The sequence below is a fragment of the Thermoflexus sp. genome (genome assembly GCF_042408815.1).
GTDB lineage: Bacteria > Chloroflexota > Anaerolineae > Thermoflexales > Thermoflexaceae > Thermoflexus.
The window spans coordinates 87,873-106,190 of the sequence record NZ_JBHOQR010000025.1 but is presented as its reverse complement, the minus strand read 5'-3'; the positions used below and the strand labels follow the sequence as shown (position 1 = coordinate 106,190).

Below are 18,318 nucleotides of genomic sequence, written 5' to 3'. Positions count from 1 at the left end.
ACCCATTGCTCCGCATGGGATTCTGGGGCACGGGCTGAACGGCGGAGGATCTCCGTGACCAGTCGGAAGGACAGAGCGCTCAACCGGCTGATTTTCGCCATGGCTCTCCTGGAGGCGCTCTATCTCTTTGGGGCCTTTCGCCTGGCCGGCCTTTTCCCGGTCATCGGAGCCGATTTCCGGGCCCTTTACGCCGCCGCTCAGGCGGCGCGGGAGAACGGATTCGCCGCGATCTATGACCCGGATCGCACGCTTCCCTACCAGGAGGCCCTCTGTCGAACGGCCAGTTCGGAGACTTCGTGCGTATTCATCCCCATGGTGTTCCTGCCGGCCTTTGTCCTTTTGGCCCTTCCCCTCACCGCCCTGCCCCCAGCCCTGGCCTTCGCCACATGGTCGGGGATCAGCCTGCTCCTCGTTCTCCTGGCCCTGCGTCCCTTGCTGCGGGCCTTCCCCGCGCCTGAACGTGGCAGGCTCCTGGCCGTGATGCTCCTCTCCTATCCGATTCTGATGAACCTGCTATGGGGTCAGGTCAATGCCTGGCTGCTGCTCGGCCTCGCCCGGTTTCAGATCCACCGGGAAGCTCGTGCCGATCTGCGAAGCGGTCTCTGGCTGGGATGGCTCCTCCTCAAGCCGCAGACGCTGATCTTGCTGCTGCCTGGCCTCGCCCTGGCGGGCCAGTGGGCTGCCCTCGCGGGCTTTGGGGTTTCCGTATGCCTCATCCTGGCCCTCTCCCTCGCGTTAAGCGGCCCCCAGGGGTTGTGGGAATGGTGGGGATGGATCAGCGGGTTCGCCCGGCCTGATCGCCCTCTCGCCCCCGCCGTGGTAGGGGCGGAAACCATGATGAACTGGCGGGCTGTTGGCGTATGGCTCCAGGGAACCCTGCCGGCCTGGATCCTCTGGCCCGGGATCGGCGCAGCGACGATCCTGACCGCAATCCCCGTGCTGATCGCCTGGCGGAAGGCAGGGAAGGAAGAGGCCCGAGAGGATGATCGGCTCATGCTGGCGACCTGGACGGCCACCCTCACGACTTCCTGGCATGTCCATCCGCATACGGCCATGATCCTGATGCCCTCTCTTCTGCGCGCGATTCATAAGGGGATTGTTCCCCGGGGTCTCTGGCTCTCGTGGGGCTTGATCCCCGCCACCCTGCCCTTTCTGGTGATCCTCCTGGACGCCCTTCGGGTTCCACTGCCAGAGGGCGGGGTAGTCAGCTTCCTGGCCGGGCGGATCTACATGATCCTTCATCTCGTCATGTATGGATGGGCAATTCGACCGTTCCTTTCAAGCGGGAGACATCCATGAAGACAAGCATTCCATGGGGACGATGGGCGTTCCTGTTCCTGCTCTGCCTCATCATCGGCTGGGAGGCCATCCTGGCGGGATACAAACTCAGCCAGTTCCCCTATCAAGCGGTGGATTTTTTTCAGCACGACTTCCTGGCCCGCTTTCTTCAGCAAGGAGGATCCTTCACGGATCCATCATGGCCGATCCGGATCGGATCGACCTTGGGGCTCCGATTGCCGCCCAGCCTGGAGCGCACGGCCCCCCTGCTGCTATATCAGCCCATCGTCTTGCCGCTCTTCTGGGTTCTGGCCCTTTTCCCAATGCATGTCGCATATGCCATATGGCTCGCCATCAGCCTCATGCTCATCGGGTGGACCGGATGGCGGATCGCGCGGACGCTGGGCGTTTCGCCGGCTCCAGTGCTATTTGCCCTCGGGATGTGGCCGGCGATGTGGCATGTGCTGCTTTTAGGGAACATCGATGTCCTGGCATGGGCACTGATGAACGCCGGGTGGATGGCGTTGCTACGAGACCGACCGCGCTGGGGAGGCTTCTGGATTGGATGGGCGACGGCCTTGAAAGGCTTCCCGATATTCGTAACGGTACCGTGGTTGAGGAACTCAGGACGGCCTCTTGTAGAGGGCCTCGCCATCGGGATGCTCACGAGCATACTCTGGGGAACCCTGTGGGTCGGGCCGACGGGTGGGGGTTTCCTGCTCCGACATCTCACGGATTACCAGATGGCTCTGGAGATGTTCATGCCGGCGAACAACTCGCTGTTGGCATGGCTATGGGCGTTCGCAGGGCCTCCCATACAGGATGAAAAGGGCATCCGGTTCTACGGCCTTCTATATCCGAGGCTCGTTCTCCCTCCACGTCCGCTTTCCATCCTGGGAGCTGCGTTCCTGCTGAGCCTCGCTGGAGTATGGACCCGGCAACAACGCGGGGAGCCGTCGCTAGTCGAGGGCGGCCTGTGGCTCAGCCTGGGGTTGCTCATCTGGCCGGTCTCATGGATCAACTATCACATCTATTTGTTCACCCCTCTCACGGCTCTTGCCCTCTACCGGAATCGACTTCGACCGTTGACTCGATGGATGCTGAGGATGATGATCATCCCGCTCACCATCGCCCTCAGCTACGGCGCCATCACCGCGATCAGCGCACCTTACATGACCGTATCCTTCCTCCTGGGCTCCACACGACTGCTGCTCCTCGGGCTGTTCTTCCGAGCTGCTCAGGAGCTTCAACCGCGTAACCGATCGGGAGGATAGCGAGGAAGCTCATTCCCAAGCTCCGCCTTCAGTCTCCTCCATTGTCCATGCTCTTAGGGATCCCCCTGGTCGTGTGGGGCCTTCACCAACCTCTTCCCCCGACCTCATCCACCCTTACCGGCCTCCCCGCGCCGGCCGACACGGCTTTCATACTGCTACTGTCCAGACGCCTGCTTCCCGGAGGCCGATCACTTCACCTGGGCGCGCATCATGGGGGCTGCGGGTTTCGATCCCGAGGCAGTAGCCCGTCGCCTGAAGGCCCTGGGGATCACTCCTCTCTGGATCCGTCATGGCATCATAAAATGGCAATTGGGCCACGACCCGGAGGGCTGGGTGCGGCGGAGGGAGGACTTCCTTCGAATCCGTTTCGCCCCTGGCTGTGACCGCCCGGTTATACCGATGAGGACGTGGAGATCCTGGGCCTGACCGGCATAAAAATCCGGAACGCCACCGGGGAGATGACCTGGTGAACCGAAGGCGCCTGCGCGTGTATCCGTGGCTGATGGGCGCCGCCCTGTGGGGGGTGTGGATAGGAGAGATCCTCACGCGCCGGGGCTGGCAGGGAGGGCTGGGCCCGATCCTGGGCAGCGATTTCATCACCCTCTATGGGGCAGGACTCCTTTATCGTCACCACCCGGCACGCCTGTATGATCCAGAGGCCCAAGCCGGGATCCAGGCCGCCCTCATCGCGCCCACCCCGTATCCGGGCCTGAACCCGTTCCTCAGCCCGCCTTATGTCGCCATGGCCTACAGTCTGCTCACGCTCCTGCCCCTACCCATCGCTTTTGCCCTGTGGAACGGGCTCACCCTGGCGTGGACGCTGCACGCGGCCACGGGGCTCCGCAGACTCCTCCCGGAGGATATCCGTCGGGCCGCTCGCTCTTTCCCGCCCATCCCCGTCCTTCTGCTCTCTTTTTTCCCTTTTATGGCCGGCTGGCGGGTGGGACAAAACCATGGTCTCACCCTCTGGCTGGTCACCTGGCTGTTGATCAGCAGCCGGGCCCGGCAGCCCGGCCGGGCTGGCCTGATCGCCGGGCTGATGCTTTACAAGCCCCAGTTCGTCCTCGGATTTCTCATCCTGTGGCTCGCCTGGAAAGAATGGCGGGCTCTGGCCGCTTTCGGAGCAACGGCCCTCCTGTGGCTCGGGCTCAGCCTCCTGACCGGAGGAGGTCCGCTTTATGGGAAATATCTGGCCCAAAGTGCCCTGGTGCTCTCGCTTCCGTGGGTGAAGGGCTTCCCGGCTTTCGCCCTCATCACACCGTATGGCCTGCTCGCCACACTTCTGCCGCCCAGCGCCCGCCTGGCCCTGCAAACGGTTTCCGCCCTCGGGCTCCTGCTGTTGGGGTTGGGGCTCGCCCGGATCGCCGCTTCTCTGCGAAACCAGCCCTGGGAACGACAGGCTCCCGCCTGGGTGCTGGCTATCCTTTACCCGCTTCTCGCCTTCCCCTATGCGCTGCTGCATGATCTGATGCTGCTTGCGCCCGTCCTGACGCTCTGGGCAGCCGGATATCCCTCTCGCTGGCTGCTCCGGACGGCCATCGGGGTCTACCTGGGCGCGCTCGTCTTTTCCTTCCTCGGCGCCCTCACCCGCCTGGCCCTCCCCGCACTGCTTCCCCTCGGGGTAGGGATCGCAATGGCCCAGGAGGGCGTTCTGTCGCTCCGCCCGCAGGAGGATCGTCTTCAATGACCCGACTTCTGACCCCTGCCCGCATGCGATACGCGTGGATCGCCGGGGCCGCCCTGTGGGGGGGATGGCTTCTGAGCCTACTCGGGGGCTCGGGGGGGCGGGACCTCGCGGGCCAGGTGATCGGGACAGATTACCTGCAATTCTACGCCGCTGGATGGATGATCCGCCATGGGCAAGCAACCCGCCTCTACGATCCGGAGGCCCAGCTCGCTGCCGAGCGGGCGATCCTCGGGCCTACCCTTCCCGCCTACCATGCCTTCCTGAACCCGCCCTTCCTTGCCTTTCTCTTTGTGCCCCTTTCCCTTCTCCCTTATCCGGTCAGCTTCGCCCTCTGGAGTGCCCTGCAGCTCCTGCTGCTCGCCCTCAGCCTCCGCGCCCTCAGCCCCCCCGGCGCCTTTGGGAAGACCATGGGATGGTCCCTCACCTTCCTCCCGGTGTTTGCCTCCGTCAGCTTCGGGCAGAACGGGCTCCTCAGCCTGGCCCTCCTCACCGGGGTCTGGATCATGTGGCAACGGAAGCGATCGCTGGCCGCTGGGGTCCTCTCGGGCCTGCTGCTGTATAAGCCCCACCTGCTCCTGGGGCTTCTCCTTCTGTGGGGGATGGAAGGCCCTCGCGGATGGCGCGCCTTATTGGGGCTGGGCCTGACCGGGGCCGCGCTGCTCCTCCTCTCCGGGGGGCTGTTGCCGGAAGCGACAGCTGCCTATGTGCGTTTCGCCCTGAACATCTACCCAGACCTTCCCTCCTGGAAGGAGTTCCCCCTGTGGCATCTGCACAGCCCGCGGGGGTTCTGGCGGCTGCTGTTGCCCGGGCATCCCCGCCTGGCTGACGCCCTCACCCTCCTCGCCGCCCTCCTCGCAACCGGGGTCGTTCTCCGATTCTGGCGCCACCATCGGGAAGATGTCCTGCGCTTCGCTGCCGCCGTGGCCCTCACCCTGTATCTGACGCCCCACGCCATGATCTACGACTGGGCTATCCTCCTGCTCCCGGCCCTTCTGCTCTGGGAGCATGCTCCTGCCGCCCGCCCGACCCTGCGGACCGCCTTCGCCCTGGTCTGGCTGGCCTTCTTCCCCGGGGCGCCCCTCACCGCCCTGATGGCCCGCCACCTCGGCGGGGGGATACAATGGACGCTGCCGGCCCTCGCCGCGGCGGGATACCGGATGATGCATCTGTTTCACAGGGAAGCCAACAAGTGATGGGACGACGCCTTTGCGCGCTGACCGGCTGGCTGCTCGGGCTGGCGATCGGCCTCCTTGCCCTGGCCAGCATAACGGCCCCACTGTTCGCTGCGCCCGCCCTTCGGAGATACGACGATTTCGGCATCCTGTGGGGGTCCGCCTATCTTCACCGAAGCGGGGGGAATCCGTATTCTCCCCTCGCGCTGAATCACATCCTGCAGGCGATCGGTCATGCGCCAGTCGCCGAGGACGCCGCCGCGCTCATGTGGTATGCGCCGTATGCGTTGGCTGGCTTGTTGCCCTTCACCCTTCTTTCCTATTCAAACGCTCGCGCCCTTTGGTTCTGGCTCAGCATGATCAGCCTCACCGCAAGCTTCACATGGATCTGGAAGAGCTACATGGGAGCGCTTTCCAAGCCCTGGATCGCATGGGGATTGGGGTTTTTCTTCTTCCCGACCATGATGATGCTGGCCAAAGGACAGATCGGATGGTTGATTCTGCTGGGGTTGGTCGGGCTGGCAGCTGCTCTGGAAAGGAGATCCCCCATCGGGGCAGGCCTTGCCCTGCTGCCGTTGCTTCTGAAACCCCACCTGGTTTATCTGGTGCTCCTGATTTTCCTGTTCTGGGCGTGGCGATCACACCTCTGGTTGTCTCTGGCCATCTTCGCACTGGGACTCGGCGCGGCTACTGCCTTCGCCTGGCTCCTCAACCCGCACATCCTTGCAAACTATCTGGACGCCCTTCGTCACTACGCGCCTCTGGGCTGGGCAACGCCAACCACCGGATCCCTGCTCCGCATCCTGCTCCTCATCCTGCTCCGCTCGGATCAGGCCATCCTGAGCTTCCTTCCCGCAATCCCCGGAGCCATCTGGGCAACCCGGCGATGGCTGACCCACCGGGAACGCTGGAGCTGGATCGAGGAGCTGCCACGTCTCACGCTGATCTCCATCCTCACCGCGCCCTACGGCTGGAGTTTCGATTGGGTCCTGCTGATCTGGCCCCTCCTTCAAATCTCTGCCAAACTCGCTCAAGCCCGCACGAAGCTTCTGATCGTGTTTGTCCTGGGTTATGTGTTAATCGATCTTCTCGGGTTCTTAACCTATATTTTTGTCCCATATGCGCTCGGGGACTTCGCCCAGATCTGGATGCCTTGGATCCTGTTTCTGGGCTACCTTTTGCTGGCTCCGCATGCTACGCCAGGCCATCCGAACACATAGGAGAACGCGGGATGTTCCGCAGGGCATATATCCCATCGATCCCGAGCAACCTACACTTCCCATCCTAAGGGGTTGGAACCATAGGGTCCGAGAAAGGGTGGCTTTCCTACGCCACCCTTGGATATAGATGGCAATTGTTCCTCCGGGATTTCTCGTTCAATCAGCAAGTTCTGTATAACCTGTGCGAGAAAGGATCTCATTTGCCCGCTGATCTCCCAGGGCTATAAGATTGAGAGTGGTGCCGCGACGTGCCATTCCCTCTTCGGTCCCGCGAGGCCATGCGATCCTACGCGATGAGCATCCCCATTGACCTTCTCTGGCTCGCGGTGGTCCTGGCCGCCTTCGGGGTGCTGGTCTCGCTGATCCCGCTGCCGCCCAACGATTTCTGGTGGCATCTGAGGATCGGAACACTGATCCTCGACGAGGGGCGCATCCCTCGCACGAACATGTTCGGCTGGACCCTACCGCTGGAGGCCCCCTTTACCTATGGAGCTTGGCTGGGGGAGACCCTCCTGGCCCTGCTTTACCGGGCGGGTGGCCTCCCCCTCCCGGTCTTCGCGCGCAACCTCCTGGCCCTGCTGGCCTTCGCTATGATCGGATGGGAGGCCCGACGCCGCAGCGGCTCCGGCCGCCTGGCCGCCCTCGCCCTGGCCTTGGCCGCCGGCATGTCCCTCAACAACCTGGTGCTACGTCCCCAGATCTGGTCATGGGTTCCCTTTACAGTGTTCTACCTTCTCCTCGCCCGCTTCCAAGAGGGCGTCCTGCGCCCAATAGCCCTCCTCGCCCTCCCCCCGCTGATGGCCTTTTGGGTCAACGCCCACGGGGCCTTCGTCCTGGGCCCGACGCTGCTCCTCCTCTTCCTGGCCGGCGGGACTCTGGAGGCCCTCCTCGGGCAGCGCGCTCCCTCGACGCTGCGTCCGCTCGCGGCCATTGCCATCCTCACGCTGCCCGCCATGCTGCTCAACCCCCAAGGGATCGGGATCTTGGGTTACGTCCACCGCCTGCTCACCGACCGGCCCAGCCAGACCCTGGTGGTGGAGTGGGCTTCCCCCACCCCCCACGGGATCGCCAACCTCACGTTCTACGGGAGCATCCTGATCCTGCTCCTTGCCCTCGCTTACTCCCGTCACCGCCTGAGGCCCACCGAGGCACTGCTGATCGCGGCTTTCCTCTGGATGGCCTGGAACGGCCAGCGGTATGTGATCTGGTTCGGAATGGTGGCCGCCCCCATCCTGGCCCAGCTGCTGGCCGGGGCGCTGCCGCCATGGCCCTGGCCGAGCCCGCCGCCCCGCCGGCTGAACACCCTCCTCGCCGCCATCCTCTTCCTGCCCGTCCTCGCTGTCCAACCCTGGTGGGTGGAACGGATTCCCCTGCCGGAAACCTACTGGCAGCAGGTGTGGCGAGGACAGGCCATCGGCCCCCTGGTCGGGATCGAGACGCCGGTGGATGCGGTGGAATACCTGCGGGCGCATCCCGGCGGGCGCCTGTTCAACGAGATGGGCTACGGGAGCTACCTGATCTGGGCCCTGCCGGAGCAGAAGGTTTTCGTCGATCCCCGAGTGGAGCTCTATCCCTACGAGCTTTGGCTGGACTACATCCGGATCTCCCGGGCGGCCCGCTACCATGAGCTGCTGGAACGATATGGGGCGGATCGCCTGCTGATCGACCGGATCCTCCAAGAGGAGCTGGCTCGCGCCCTGGAGAAGGACCCGCGCTGGGAGAAAGAGTTTGAGGGAGTGCGGGCCCAGGTGTGGCGGAAGAGGCAGTAACGGGAGGCAAGGGGGCTTCGAAGGAATTCGACCTCAAAGAGCGTTCAGCCCGTGGCCGGCCTCCGCCACCCGCCACTGCCGAACACCAGCATCGGGTCGGCTTCCTGATATCGGCCGCTCCCGGAGTTCTGCGAGCGAACCCCGTGGGATGAAGCCCTGACCGGCCCGGCGGCCCTCAGATCCTGCCGGGTGCGCCCCGTGTTCATCGGATGACGCCCGGGCAGGGGTGCCGGAATACTGGGTGGTGGATCCCGAGCATCGAGAGCTCTGGGTGTATCGGCAGTCCGGAGAGACCTATCCGGCGGAGCGGGTGACTGCCGGATGGATGTTCAGCGTCGCGGTGCCGGACTTCGTTCTGCGAGTGGAATGACGATGGCCGGATCCCCTCCCTTCCAGGAATTCAACCTCAGCGGTCTCTATTCCCAATGGCCCCGCGCGACGTTGATGAGATCGGCCAGGATCCCGAAGGCCGTCTGGGCAGGCTCGGGCTCATGTTCGATCAGCGTGAGCTGTTTTAAGGTATCCGTGCGCATGGTGATCACCGAAGAGGTCCCACGCACATGGGCCAGGAGATCCTCCAGCGGGACCGCCTCCGGAGCCACTCGGGCCCGCACCGCCCCGTCCTCATCCCGCTCCGCCGTGCACACCAGCCGGATCCGCCGTCCCTCCCGCCACGCGGCCGCCAGATCCTCCGGTCGGATCCCCCGGATGCCGGTCCGCTCCACCTGGTCCGGCCGCAGATCCGCCTCCATCCACACGTTGGCCAGCACGCATGTCTTGACCGCCGCGTCCCATCCATCGATATCATTCGATGGATCCGCCTCAGCGATGCCGATGGCCTGGGCCTGGCGCACGGCTTCCTCGAAGGGGATTCCCTCCTCCATCCGGGTGAGGATGAAATTGGTGGTGCTGTTGAGAATGGCGCGGAAGCCCAGGATGCGGGTGGCCGGCAGCCCCTCGCGGACCAGGCTGAAGAGGGGGGCGCCGTCCATGACCGTGGACTCGAAGAGAAAGGCGCGGCCGCGGGAGCGGGCGAGCTCCCGCAGCTCCCGATAGGCGAAGGCCAGAGGGCCTTTGTTGGCCGTCACCACATGCCGCCCCGAGCGCAAGGCCGCCCGGACGTGGTCCGTGGCCGGCTGTCCGGTGCGCGGATCCAGAACGGTGATCTCCACGACCACATCCGCCGGGCACCGCTCGATGAAGGCCAGGGTCTCCTGGGGAGCCGGGCTCTGGCTGAGGGCGCTCAGATCTCCGCCCCGCTCCACCGCCTCCAGGGCAGCGGCCAGGTCCAGTCCCTCCGCATCCCATGCCGCCCCCCGGCGATTGGTGATGATCCCGGTGACTCGGATGTCGAGGTCGTAACGATGGCAGAGCTCCTCATGTTTTCTCAGGAGCAGCCGGGCGAAGGCGCGCCCCACCGCCCCGAACCCGATAAGGGCTACACGTTGCCGAGAACGGGTCATTTTCCCCTCCCTGTCATCGATGCTGAGCGATGTGGAGGACAGTTTACCACATCCACGGCCGGCCATCCCCTCCGAATCATTCATTGATCCGTATCGATGGATCGCTCCCCGTGGGTGTAACGCCGAACGGTTTCGTAGACGGGCCGGGGCCGGAAATCCAGATCGAGGAAGGCATATCCTTCGAGGACCGGATCCTCCCGCCATGGGTAGCGCAGGGCCCACATCGCCACCACCGGGCACCACGGCCAGTTCCGCCGCGCGTATTCATAGGCCCGCACCGTGTAATCCGCCCGCACCTCCGGCGGAAGGCCGTGATCGTATTCGGGGGATTCGTTCCAGCCGGTCTCGGTGATATAGATCGGCCGATCGTCTCCGTAGGCCTGCATGATCGCCCGCATCAGCTCCACCCGTCGGAAGTTCAGGCGTCGGGGATCCGGCGGCTCCTCCGGCGGGTTCCCAAACCCATATGGATGCATCGCCCACCCATCGATGTAAGCAGCGATCCCCCGCTCATAGACCTCCCTCAAGAACCGCAGGTCGTTCATCGCGTGGGGCGAATCCTCCAAAGTGGGGGCCGGCCCGCCGGCCAGCACCGGCAGATCGGGCGCCACCAGCTTGACCGCTGGATACACGGCCTTCATCAGCGCCACGAAGGCCCCCGGGTCTGGCGGCCGCGCCCCCCACTCGATATACAAATTGGGCTCGTTCCAGATCACCAGGGCGGCGATCTGACTCCGATAGCGGGCTGCAAAGGCAGCGACGAAACGGGCGAAGGGGAAAACCGCCTCGGCCCCCAGGTAGGTGGCCGGGGCGCGCCAGGGACGGGCCCAGGCTGGGACCATCCCCATGCGGGCGATGATCTTCAGGCCCTCCCGTCGGGCCAAGAAGATCCGCAGGTCGCTGTGCTCCCATGCGTAGTGGTCCGGCTCCGGTTCCAGATACGGCCATGGGAAAAACTCCACCACCCACGCGGCCCCCATGGCCCGAGCCATCTCAAACGTCCGGTAAATCCGCGAAGGATCCGTCTCGTCGGTCACCCGGGTGTGCACACCCACCTTGGGGTTTAGGGTCTCGGGCGCCCGAGGGGGGGCCAGCGTCAGGGGGAGCGGCCCCCTGGCCGAAGATGGGACGATCAAGAGCATGAGGGCTAGGATCCGGCCGGCGGCTTGGAGCCTGGCGCTCCCGGGGCCTTTCGCGGTGAGCACAAGCACAGCTCTCCTTCCCGAGGGTGAGGATCCCCACTCGCTCCCATAATTATCGGCGAACCCCATGGCCAGCGATCTTCCCGGACCACCCATCCCGGGCCCTCCGGGTTCCGGGGAAAGGGGAAAACGCATTTGGGGCCAGGGTGCCTTTTCGGCCCCTCGGTCCTGGAAACTTTCTGGAAAAGGCGGGCGGCGGAACTTCGGATTAAACCGGATGCAGTCCCAGCTCGAACATCAATGAGTGGAACCCAGGGACATCGGGGATCGCGAAGAGGTGAGTAGGGCAGCGGCAATCGCTGCTGCCGAACCGGGGGATCGCGGGGGGCAACCGCTGCGCCAGCGCGCGGGCCAGCCGGCATTCCAGGTGGGGATCTTCGGTCTCCATCACGAACGCCCCGCGCCATATGCCGGCGGCCAGTAGGAAATCGATATGCCAGCGACGGGTGGCGTTCCGGCCCTCGGCCACCTCCCGATGGCGCTGCAGCCGCCGGAGCCCGCCCGGGCCCTGCGCCGAGCCCACATAGGCATAGCTGCCGTTCAGACGCCAGCACCCCAAGCGATGGCGGATTTGGACCTCCCCCAATACTTCCAGCCACAACACGTAAACCCCGGCCGGCTCTCCGGACATCTTGAACCTTTCCTCCTGGTGGGCTCCGGGTTGCCCTATCCGTGAGGAACCGTTCCATGGCTCATCGTCATTTATTTCCCCCAACAGGGGGAACCGAATGCCCGGCCCCTTCCGGCTTCCTCGACCCGTGGCTCGTAGACCGGCTCTCCGCCGTTCCGCCGCCGGAGGGATCTCCACAGGCGTCCCTTCCCGGGGAACCCCCGGTAGGGCCCGTCAGGTGGGCCCGCCCGTAATGTACGATAACAAAATCGCTAACTGCTGTCACCCCCATGGGGGAGGGCCCGAGGGGTTGCCTCCAGGGAGCCGCCAAGCCCCTCAGACCCCCAGGGAAGAGGCCCCCCTACGGGTAAATGCCCCGAATCAGCGTCGCCTGAGCGACGCGCCAGATCGCCAGCGCCTGGGCAGCCGTGCGATAGTCCCCCGCCTTCAGGCCATGGCGGCGCAGCTCCTCCTCCTTCGCCAGCACCTCATAGAAGGCACGCTTCAGGATCCGCTCCATACGGCTGTTGATCTCCTCCTCCGTCCAGAAAAACGACTGTAGATCCTGCACCCACTCGAAATACGAGACGATCACCCCGCCCGCATTGCACAAAATGTCTGGGATGAGGAACACGCCCTTCTCGATCAGGATCTCGTCGGCCTCCGGCGTGGTGGGCCCGTTGGCCCCCTCCGCCAGGATGCGCGCCTGGATGAAAGGAGCGTTCTCCGCCGTGATCTGGTTCTCCAGGGCGGCAGGGATGAGCACATCCACCTTCAGCGTCAGGAGCTCCGCATTGGAGATGGGCTCCCCCTCGGGGAACCCCACCACGGTCCGGCGCTGGCGGACGTGATCCATCAATTTGGGGATGTCCAGCCCCTTGGGATTGTAGAGGCCGCCTTGGACGTCGCTGACGGCCACCACCCGGGCCCCCATCTGGTGAGCCGTGAGGGCGGCATAGGAGCCCACGTTCCCGAAGCCCTGGATGGCAATGGTGGCCTGCTCGATGGGAATCCGGTTTACCTTCAGGGCCTCGGCCACCACCATCATCACGCCACGCCCGGTGGCCTCCACCCGGCCCATTGTCCCCCCGATCTCCAGGGGTTTCCCAGTGACCACAGCCGGCTGGGTGAAGCCGGTGTGCATGGAATACGTGTCCATGATCCAGGCCATGATCTGAGGGTTGGTCCCCACATCCGGGGCGGGCACATCCCCGCCGGGATGCATCAGCAGGCTGATCTCCGTGGCATACCGCCGGGTGAGGCGCTCCAGCTCCCGGGGGGAGAGCTGGGCGGGGTCCACGGCCACGCCGCCCTTGGCCCCCCCATAGGGGATGTTCACCAGCGCGCATTTCCAGGTCATCCACATGGCCAGCGCCCGCACCTCCTCCAGCGTGACGTCCGGATGATAACGGATGCCACCCTTCGTTGGACCCCGCACCGCGTTGTGGTGTACCCGGTAGCCGGTGAACATCCGAATCGAACCGTCATCCATCTGAACGGGGAAATTGACGATCAGCTCCCGCTTGGGGCGGCGGAGGAACTCGATCAGCCCCCTCTTGAGGGGATGACCCGAGGCCTCCAGGATGTGGGCGGCCTTATCAAACTGGGCCAGCGCCGCATGCCAGGCTTGGAGGCCTTTTCGAATTGCCTCCGGCGAGGGCGAGTAGAAAGCGCTGTAGGAAACCTCCACCGAGCGTTCCACCGCCATAGTCCCCCCTTTGAACGAATGGGGATGAAATCTTGCGGCTGGTGAGCGAATCCTCTCCCAAAGCCCTCATGGGAAATCCAAACAAAAGCAAAGGCGGCAGCGGCTTTCCGCTCGCCGCCTTTGCCGGCCGTTCGAATAGGACCGCGGGGCTGCTCTTCCAGGGTTCTCACACCCAGCCCCGCAACCGCATCGCCTCGACCACCCGCTCGATCGCTACGATGTAAGCGCCCAATCGGTTATGCACCCGATAGCGCTGCGCGGTCTCGTGTACCGCGCGGAAAGCCGCCGTCATCTTCTCATCCAGCCGCTGATGGACCTCCGTCTCGCTCCAGTAGTAGCCGTAGGCGTTCTGCACCATTTCGAAATAGGAGACGGTCACCCCGCCGGCGTTGCACAGGAAGTCAGGGATGACATAAACTCCATTCTCATAGAGGATGTGATCGGCCTCCGGAGTGGTGGGGCCGTTCGCCAGCTCCGCCACAATGCGAGCCCGGATGCGGGGCGCGTTCTCCGCGGTGATCTGGTTCTCCAGGGCGGCGGGGATGAGCACCGTCACCGGCAGCTCCAGCAGCTCCTCGTTGGTAAGGGTGTCCGCCCCGGGGAAGCCCACCACCGTACCATGCTCCCGCTTCCAGGCCGACAACGCGTTGAAATCCAAGCCCTTCGGATTGTAAACCCCACCCTGGGAGTCGCTGACGGCCACCACCTTCAGGCCCAGGAGCTCGGATCCCAAGCGGTGGGCGTGTTGGCCGGCATTCCCATAGCCCTGGATGGCTGCAGTGGCCCCGTTCAAATCGAGGCCGAGCACCTTCGCCGCCTCCCGGGTGGCGTAGAGGCCGCCACGGGCGGTGGCGTCCTCTCGGCCTTTGCTCCCGCCCAGGGGGAGAGGCTTGCCCGTGATCACGCCGGGCGCATTGTGGCCCACGATGGCACTGTATTCGTCCATCATCCAGGCCATGATCTGCGGGTTGGTGTAGACATCCGGCGCAGGCACATCCCGCTCCGGCCCAATGAAGGGGGCGATGGCCCGGATGTAGGCCCGGCTGATGCGCTCCAGCTCGCCCTGGGAGAGATGCTTGGGATCACACACCACGCCGCCCTTCCCCCCGCCTAGCGGCAGATCCATCACTGCGGTCTTCCAGGTCATCCACGCCGCCAGGGCCCGCACCGTATCGATGGTTTCCTGGGGGTGATACCGGATGCCACCTTTCGCGGGCCCCCGAGCGTCGTTATATTGCACGCGAAAGCCCCGGAAGATCCGGATCGACCCGTCGTCCATGCGCACGGGGAAGGTCACCTGAATCTCCCGCTTGGGCCAGCGAAGCATCTCGTGGATGTGAGGCTCCAGGCCGATCACCTGGGCCACCTCGTCCAGCTGCTTCTGGACGATCTCAAAGGGATTCAAGGTCTCCTGTCGGATCTGTTCCACCGCCATGGCAATCGCTCCTCAAAAAGGATAACCAAACCAACCGTTCGCTGGTGGGCCTTCGATTCCACGAGGAGATCGCTTTGGATATCGCTTCCATAGGATGCGGGTTGCGGAAAGGGCGACCCACCCCTGGGGTCCGCCAGAAAATAAAACGGGGCCACCTCGGGCAAGGTGGCCCCGTTTGATGGCATCCGGATCCACTATGGGAACAATTTTCCGCCGCTTCATCGGCTCAAGAAGGGATCATGAGATAAGCCATTTTCATTTTACTGAGAATACGGGCGCCCGTCAATTCCCGGCCCGGGCCATGGGTCCGCTCCCTCTTATGCTGCCCTTCGGAGAAAAAATACTACCGCCGTTCCGGGAGCGGCCGCATAATGGCGGGGAGGAGCCGCCGGATATCCATGGGCCCATCCCGGATATGGGCCGTTATATGGAGAGGTGTTCCCCAAACGCTCTGGAGGTGTGGCCGATGTCCGTTCCGACCCGTCCGTATGCTCTGCGGCTGATCGTGTTCTTCGGGCTGGTTAGCCTGATGGCCGATGTGACCTATGAGGGCGCCCGCAGCATCCTCGGACCATACCTGGCCTTGCTGGGAGCCAGCGGGATCGCGGTCGGCATGGTCAGTGGCATCGGAGAGCTCATCAGCTATGGACTGCGCCCGCTCTATGGTTACCTGGCGGATCGCCTGCGCCGGCCGTGGATGTTCACCATCCCGGGATATGCGATGAGCGTGCTCGCGGTTCCCCTCCTGGCCCTGGCCCGCACCTGGCCAGCCGCTGCCTTCCTGATCCTCCTCGAGCGGCTGGGAAAGGCCGTCCGCACTCCGGCCCGGGATACCATACTCTCCTATGCAGCTAGCGAGATCGGCCCGGGGAAAGGGTTTGGCCTCCATGAAGCCCTGGATCAACTCGGAGCCATCGGAGGCCCCCTATGGGTGGCGCTGATCCTTCAGCTATCCGGGCGATATGATCTGGCCTTCGGGATGCTGCTGATCCCCGCGCTGCTCACCCTGGGCCTCCTGACGGCCGCTCGCCTGCTGTATCCGACCCCGCATCAACTGGAGGCCTCCCCCGGGGATCCGGGGAAGACCCTTCCGAAGGGGACCACCGATCCGCGCTTCCGGCAGTATCTGGCCTTTGTCGCCCTAAGCGTCGCCGGGCTGGTCCACTTCCAGCTGCTCTCGTTTCATCTGAAACAGGCCAGGCTCTTGCCGGATGCGGCGATCCCGGTGCTGTTCGCTGCGGCCATGCTGGTGGATGCGGCCGCCGGCTTGCTTTTCGGGATCCTCTATGATCGCTTCGGCCTCCGGGTTCTGATAGCGATCCCGGCTTTCAGCGCCGTCGTGGCCCCTATGGTCTTCTCGAGCTTCCCGATCCTGTGGTTCACCGGTGTGATGCTCTGGGGAGCGGTGATCGGGGCCCAGGAAACCATCATGCGGGCGGCCATCCCCGCCCTGGTGCCCCGGGAGGAACGGGGCACCGCATATGGCTTGTTTAACGGGATCTATGGGCTGGCCTGGTTCCTGGGCAGCACGGCCATGGGGGCACTCTACGATCTCTCCCGGGGAGGTATCATCGCCTTCGCCATTGGGATGGAACTGATCGCCCTCCGCATCTTCCTTCGCATGCCTCGCTGAGGGGTGATCGGCAGCCCCCGGAGCGCTCTTCGCTTGCCGATCTATCGAGTTCGCCAGCGCTGTTTTATTCTTCCTTCCAGGTAGCTCATAGTCATCCATTTCGCCCTGCGAGGTGAAACGAATGACCGGCCCCTTCCGGCTTCCTCGACCCGTGGCTCGTAGACCGGCTCTCCGCCGTTCCGCCGCCAGATGAAAAGAGACAGACCTACCGGGCCAATAACGAACGGTCACATTCGCTGATAAACCCAGCGCCCGCCCACCATGGTGCCCAGGACTTCCAGCGCGCGAAGCCGTTCCGCGGGGATCTGGAAAGGATCCTCCGGGAGCACGATGAGGTCCGCCCACATCCCGGGCCGCAGGCGGCCCTGCCAGCGCTCCAGCCCGGCGGCCCAGGCCGGGCCCAGGGTATACGCTTCCAGCGCCTCCGTTCGGGAGAGGGCCTGCTCGGGATACCAGCCGCCACGGACTACGGCGGCGTGCAGTCCCCAGAATGGATTCGGCGGCTCCACCGGGGCATCGGAGCCGAAGGCCAGCCGGGCCCCATGGTCCTTCAAGCTGCGCCAGGCATAGGCAGTGGCGCATCGCTTCCCCCAGTAGCGCTCCGCCATGGGGCGATCGGAGATCGCGTGGATGGGCTGCATCGAGGCGATGATCCCTAGCTGGCCCAGGCGTGGGAGATCATCCGGGTGCACAAGCTGCGCATGCTCGATGCGATGGCGTCGGGCCTCCGGCGGGATCCCCAGCTGCCTCTCCAGCTCCCGCAGCTCTGTATAGAGATCCAGGACCTCTCGATTGGCCCGATCCCCGATGGCATGAATGGCCAGCCACAGGCCGCCGGCCGTGGCCCGCCGGGCCGCTTCCCGCATGGCCTCCGGGGGCGTGAAGGCCACACCCAGGTTTCCCGGCTCTCCTTCATACGGCGTTAACATCCAGGCGGTCCGCGGCCCCAACGCGCCGTCGGCGAAGATTTTCACCGCCCCAATGCGCAGCCAGGGATCTCCAAAACCGGTTCGCAGGCCAAGGGCCAGGGCCTGGTCCAGCATCGCCAGGGGGAGATGCTGAACCACCCGCAGGGGGAGATCCCCTCGCTCGCGAAGGATCTGCAGGGCCGCAAAGGACCGAGGGCCATCGAAGTTGTGAACCGCCGTTAGCCCCATGGCGGCCAGCTCGTGGAGCGCCTCATAGAGGGCCTCGGCGAGCTCCTCCACGGAGGGTTCCGGGATCGCCCGGGCGATCAGATCGATCGCCCGTTCGAAGAAGAGGCCCACCGGCTCCCCCGCTGGATCCCGGGCAATCCGCCCGCCAGGGGGATCAGGGGTTTCCCGGGTGATGCCGGCCCGGCGCATGGCCTCCCGGTTGGCCCACAGGGCGTGCCCGCTGCGAGCCCAGAGGGCCACCGGATGCGCAGGCGCCACTCGGTCCAGGTCATCGGCGGAAGGGAACCGCCCCCATTGCTCTTGCAGCCACCCCCGGCCGATGATCCAGCTCCCCGGCGGGGCATAAGCGGCTCGACGGGCCACGCGCTCCAGCGCCTCCTCTAGGGTGGGCGTCTCCACATCCACGCCCATCGGGCGACGGGCATAGCCTTCTAGATGCAAATGGGCATCGATCAGACCCGGGAGCACGACCGCGCCCTTGAGGTCCAGAACTCGGGTGCGCGGGCCTTTCAAGGAGCGCACCGCATCGGTGGAGCCCAGCGCTTCGATCTCTTCTCCCGCAACGGCGAGGGCTTCGGCCATCGGTTGCCCAGGATCTAGCGTGTAGATCCGGGCGTTCTCCAGGATCCAATCGGCGGCTCGCATGAGATCTCCTATTCATCAGGCTCAGACTAAGGAAGGCCTCAACGGGGCAGAGCGCCCCCAAGGGC

General features: G+C 64.8%; 14 protein-coding genes. 8 read left to right on the top strand and 6 right to left on the bottom strand.

The window, feature by feature from the left end:
• Nucleotides 1-54: 54 nt before the first annotated feature.
• The 7 genes from ACFMO3_RS08630 to ACFMO3_RS08600 all read left to right on the top strand — a co-directional run bounded on the left by ACFMO3_RS08630 (nt 55) and on the right by ACFMO3_RS08600 (nt 8,770).
• Nucleotides 55-1,299, top strand: coding sequence for a glycosyltransferase 87 family protein (locus tag ACFMO3_RS08630; RefSeq protein WP_376790008.1), 1,245 nt, complete (start codon nt 55-57; stop codon nt 1,297-1,299).
• Nucleotides 1,296-2,552: a glycosyltransferase family 87 protein gene (locus ACFMO3_RS08625; RefSeq protein WP_376790007.1), complete on the top strand. Its 1,257-nt coding sequence runs from the start codon at nt 1,296-1,298 to the stop codon at nt 2,550-2,552. Before ACFMO3_RS08630 ends, ACFMO3_RS08625 begins: the two co-directional genes overlap by 4 nt.
• Nucleotides 2,553-3,018: 466 nt before the next feature.
• A complete protein-coding gene (locus ACFMO3_RS08620) occupies nt 3,019-4,239 on the top strand; it encodes a glycosyltransferase family 87 protein (protein ID WP_376790006.1) in 1,221 nt (406 codons plus the stop codon).
• Complete coding sequence (locus ACFMO3_RS08615; protein WP_376790005.1) at nt 4,236-5,432, top strand: glycosyltransferase family 87 protein; 1,197 nt, start codon at nt 4,236-4,238, stop codon at nt 5,430-5,432. The genes ACFMO3_RS08620 and ACFMO3_RS08615 overlap by 4 nt, the downstream gene beginning before the upstream one ends.
• Nucleotides 5,432-6,631 (top strand): glycosyltransferase 87 family protein, encoded by a 1,200-nt coding sequence (locus ACFMO3_RS08610; protein ID WP_376790004.1) that lies wholly within the window; start codon nt 5,432-5,434, stop codon nt 6,629-6,631. Before ACFMO3_RS08615 ends, ACFMO3_RS08610 begins: the two co-directional genes overlap by 1 nt.
• A 278-nt stretch (nt 6,632-6,909) precedes the next feature.
• Complete coding sequence (locus ACFMO3_RS08605) at nt 6,910-8,400, top strand: hypothetical protein (RefSeq protein ID WP_376790003.1); 1,491 nt, start codon at nt 6,910-6,912, stop codon at nt 8,398-8,400.
• Nucleotides 8,401-8,626: 226 nt separating this feature from the next.
• A complete protein-coding gene (locus tag ACFMO3_RS08600; protein WP_376790002.1) occupies nt 8,627-8,770 on the top strand; it encodes a Uma2 family endonuclease in 144 nt (47 codons plus the stop codon).
• A gap of 46 nt (nt 8,771-8,816) precedes the next feature.
• On the opposite strand, the gene ACFMO3_RS08595 is transcribed toward ACFMO3_RS08600, so the two are convergent.
• The 5 genes from ACFMO3_RS08595 to ACFMO3_RS08575 form a co-directional block, all read right to left on the bottom strand.
• Entirely contained in the window at nt 8,817-9,863 is a 1,047-nt protein-coding gene (locus tag ACFMO3_RS08595) for a homoserine dehydrogenase (protein ID WP_376790001.1), read from the bottom strand.
• Nucleotides 9,864-9,943: 80 nt separating this feature from the next.
• Entirely contained in the window at nt 9,944-11,068 is a 1,125-nt protein-coding gene (locus ACFMO3_RS08590; RefSeq protein WP_376790000.1) for a hypothetical protein, read from the bottom strand.
• Between the two features lie 205 nt (nt 11,069-11,273).
• The gene (locus ACFMO3_RS08585) at nt 11,274-11,696 is read right to left on the bottom strand and encodes a DUF123 domain-containing protein (RefSeq protein ID WP_376789999.1); all 423 of its coding nucleotides are present in this window, start codon (nt 11,694-11,696) and stop codon (nt 11,274-11,276) included.
• Between the two features lie 340 nt (nt 11,697-12,036).
• Nucleotides 12,037-13,383, bottom strand: coding sequence for a Glu/Leu/Phe/Val dehydrogenase (locus tag ACFMO3_RS08580; RefSeq protein ID WP_376789998.1), 1,347 nt, complete (start codon nt 13,381-13,383; stop codon nt 12,037-12,039).
• Between the two features lie 166 nt (nt 13,384-13,549).
• Complete coding sequence (locus ACFMO3_RS08575) at nt 13,550-14,818, bottom strand: Glu/Leu/Phe/Val dehydrogenase (protein ID WP_376789997.1); 1,269 nt, start codon at nt 14,816-14,818, stop codon at nt 13,550-13,552.
• A gap of 466 nt (nt 14,819-15,284) precedes the next feature.
• On the opposite strand from ACFMO3_RS08575, the gene ACFMO3_RS08570 reads away from it, so the two are divergent.
• Nucleotides 15,285-16,451 carry an MFS transporter gene (locus ACFMO3_RS08570; RefSeq protein WP_376789996.1) on the top strand — a complete coding sequence of 389 codons (1,167 nt, stop codon included), beginning with the start codon at nt 15,285-15,287 and terminating at the stop codon, nt 16,449-16,451.
• 227 nt (nt 16,452-16,678) lie between these two features.
• Here ACFMO3_RS08570 and ACFMO3_RS08565 read toward each other — a convergent pair whose 3' ends face one another.
• Nucleotides 16,679-18,253: an amidohydrolase gene (locus ACFMO3_RS08565; protein WP_376789995.1), complete on the bottom strand. Its 1,575-nt coding sequence runs from the start codon at nt 18,251-18,253 to the stop codon at nt 16,679-16,681.
• Nucleotides 18,254-18,318 lie beyond the last annotated feature (65 nt).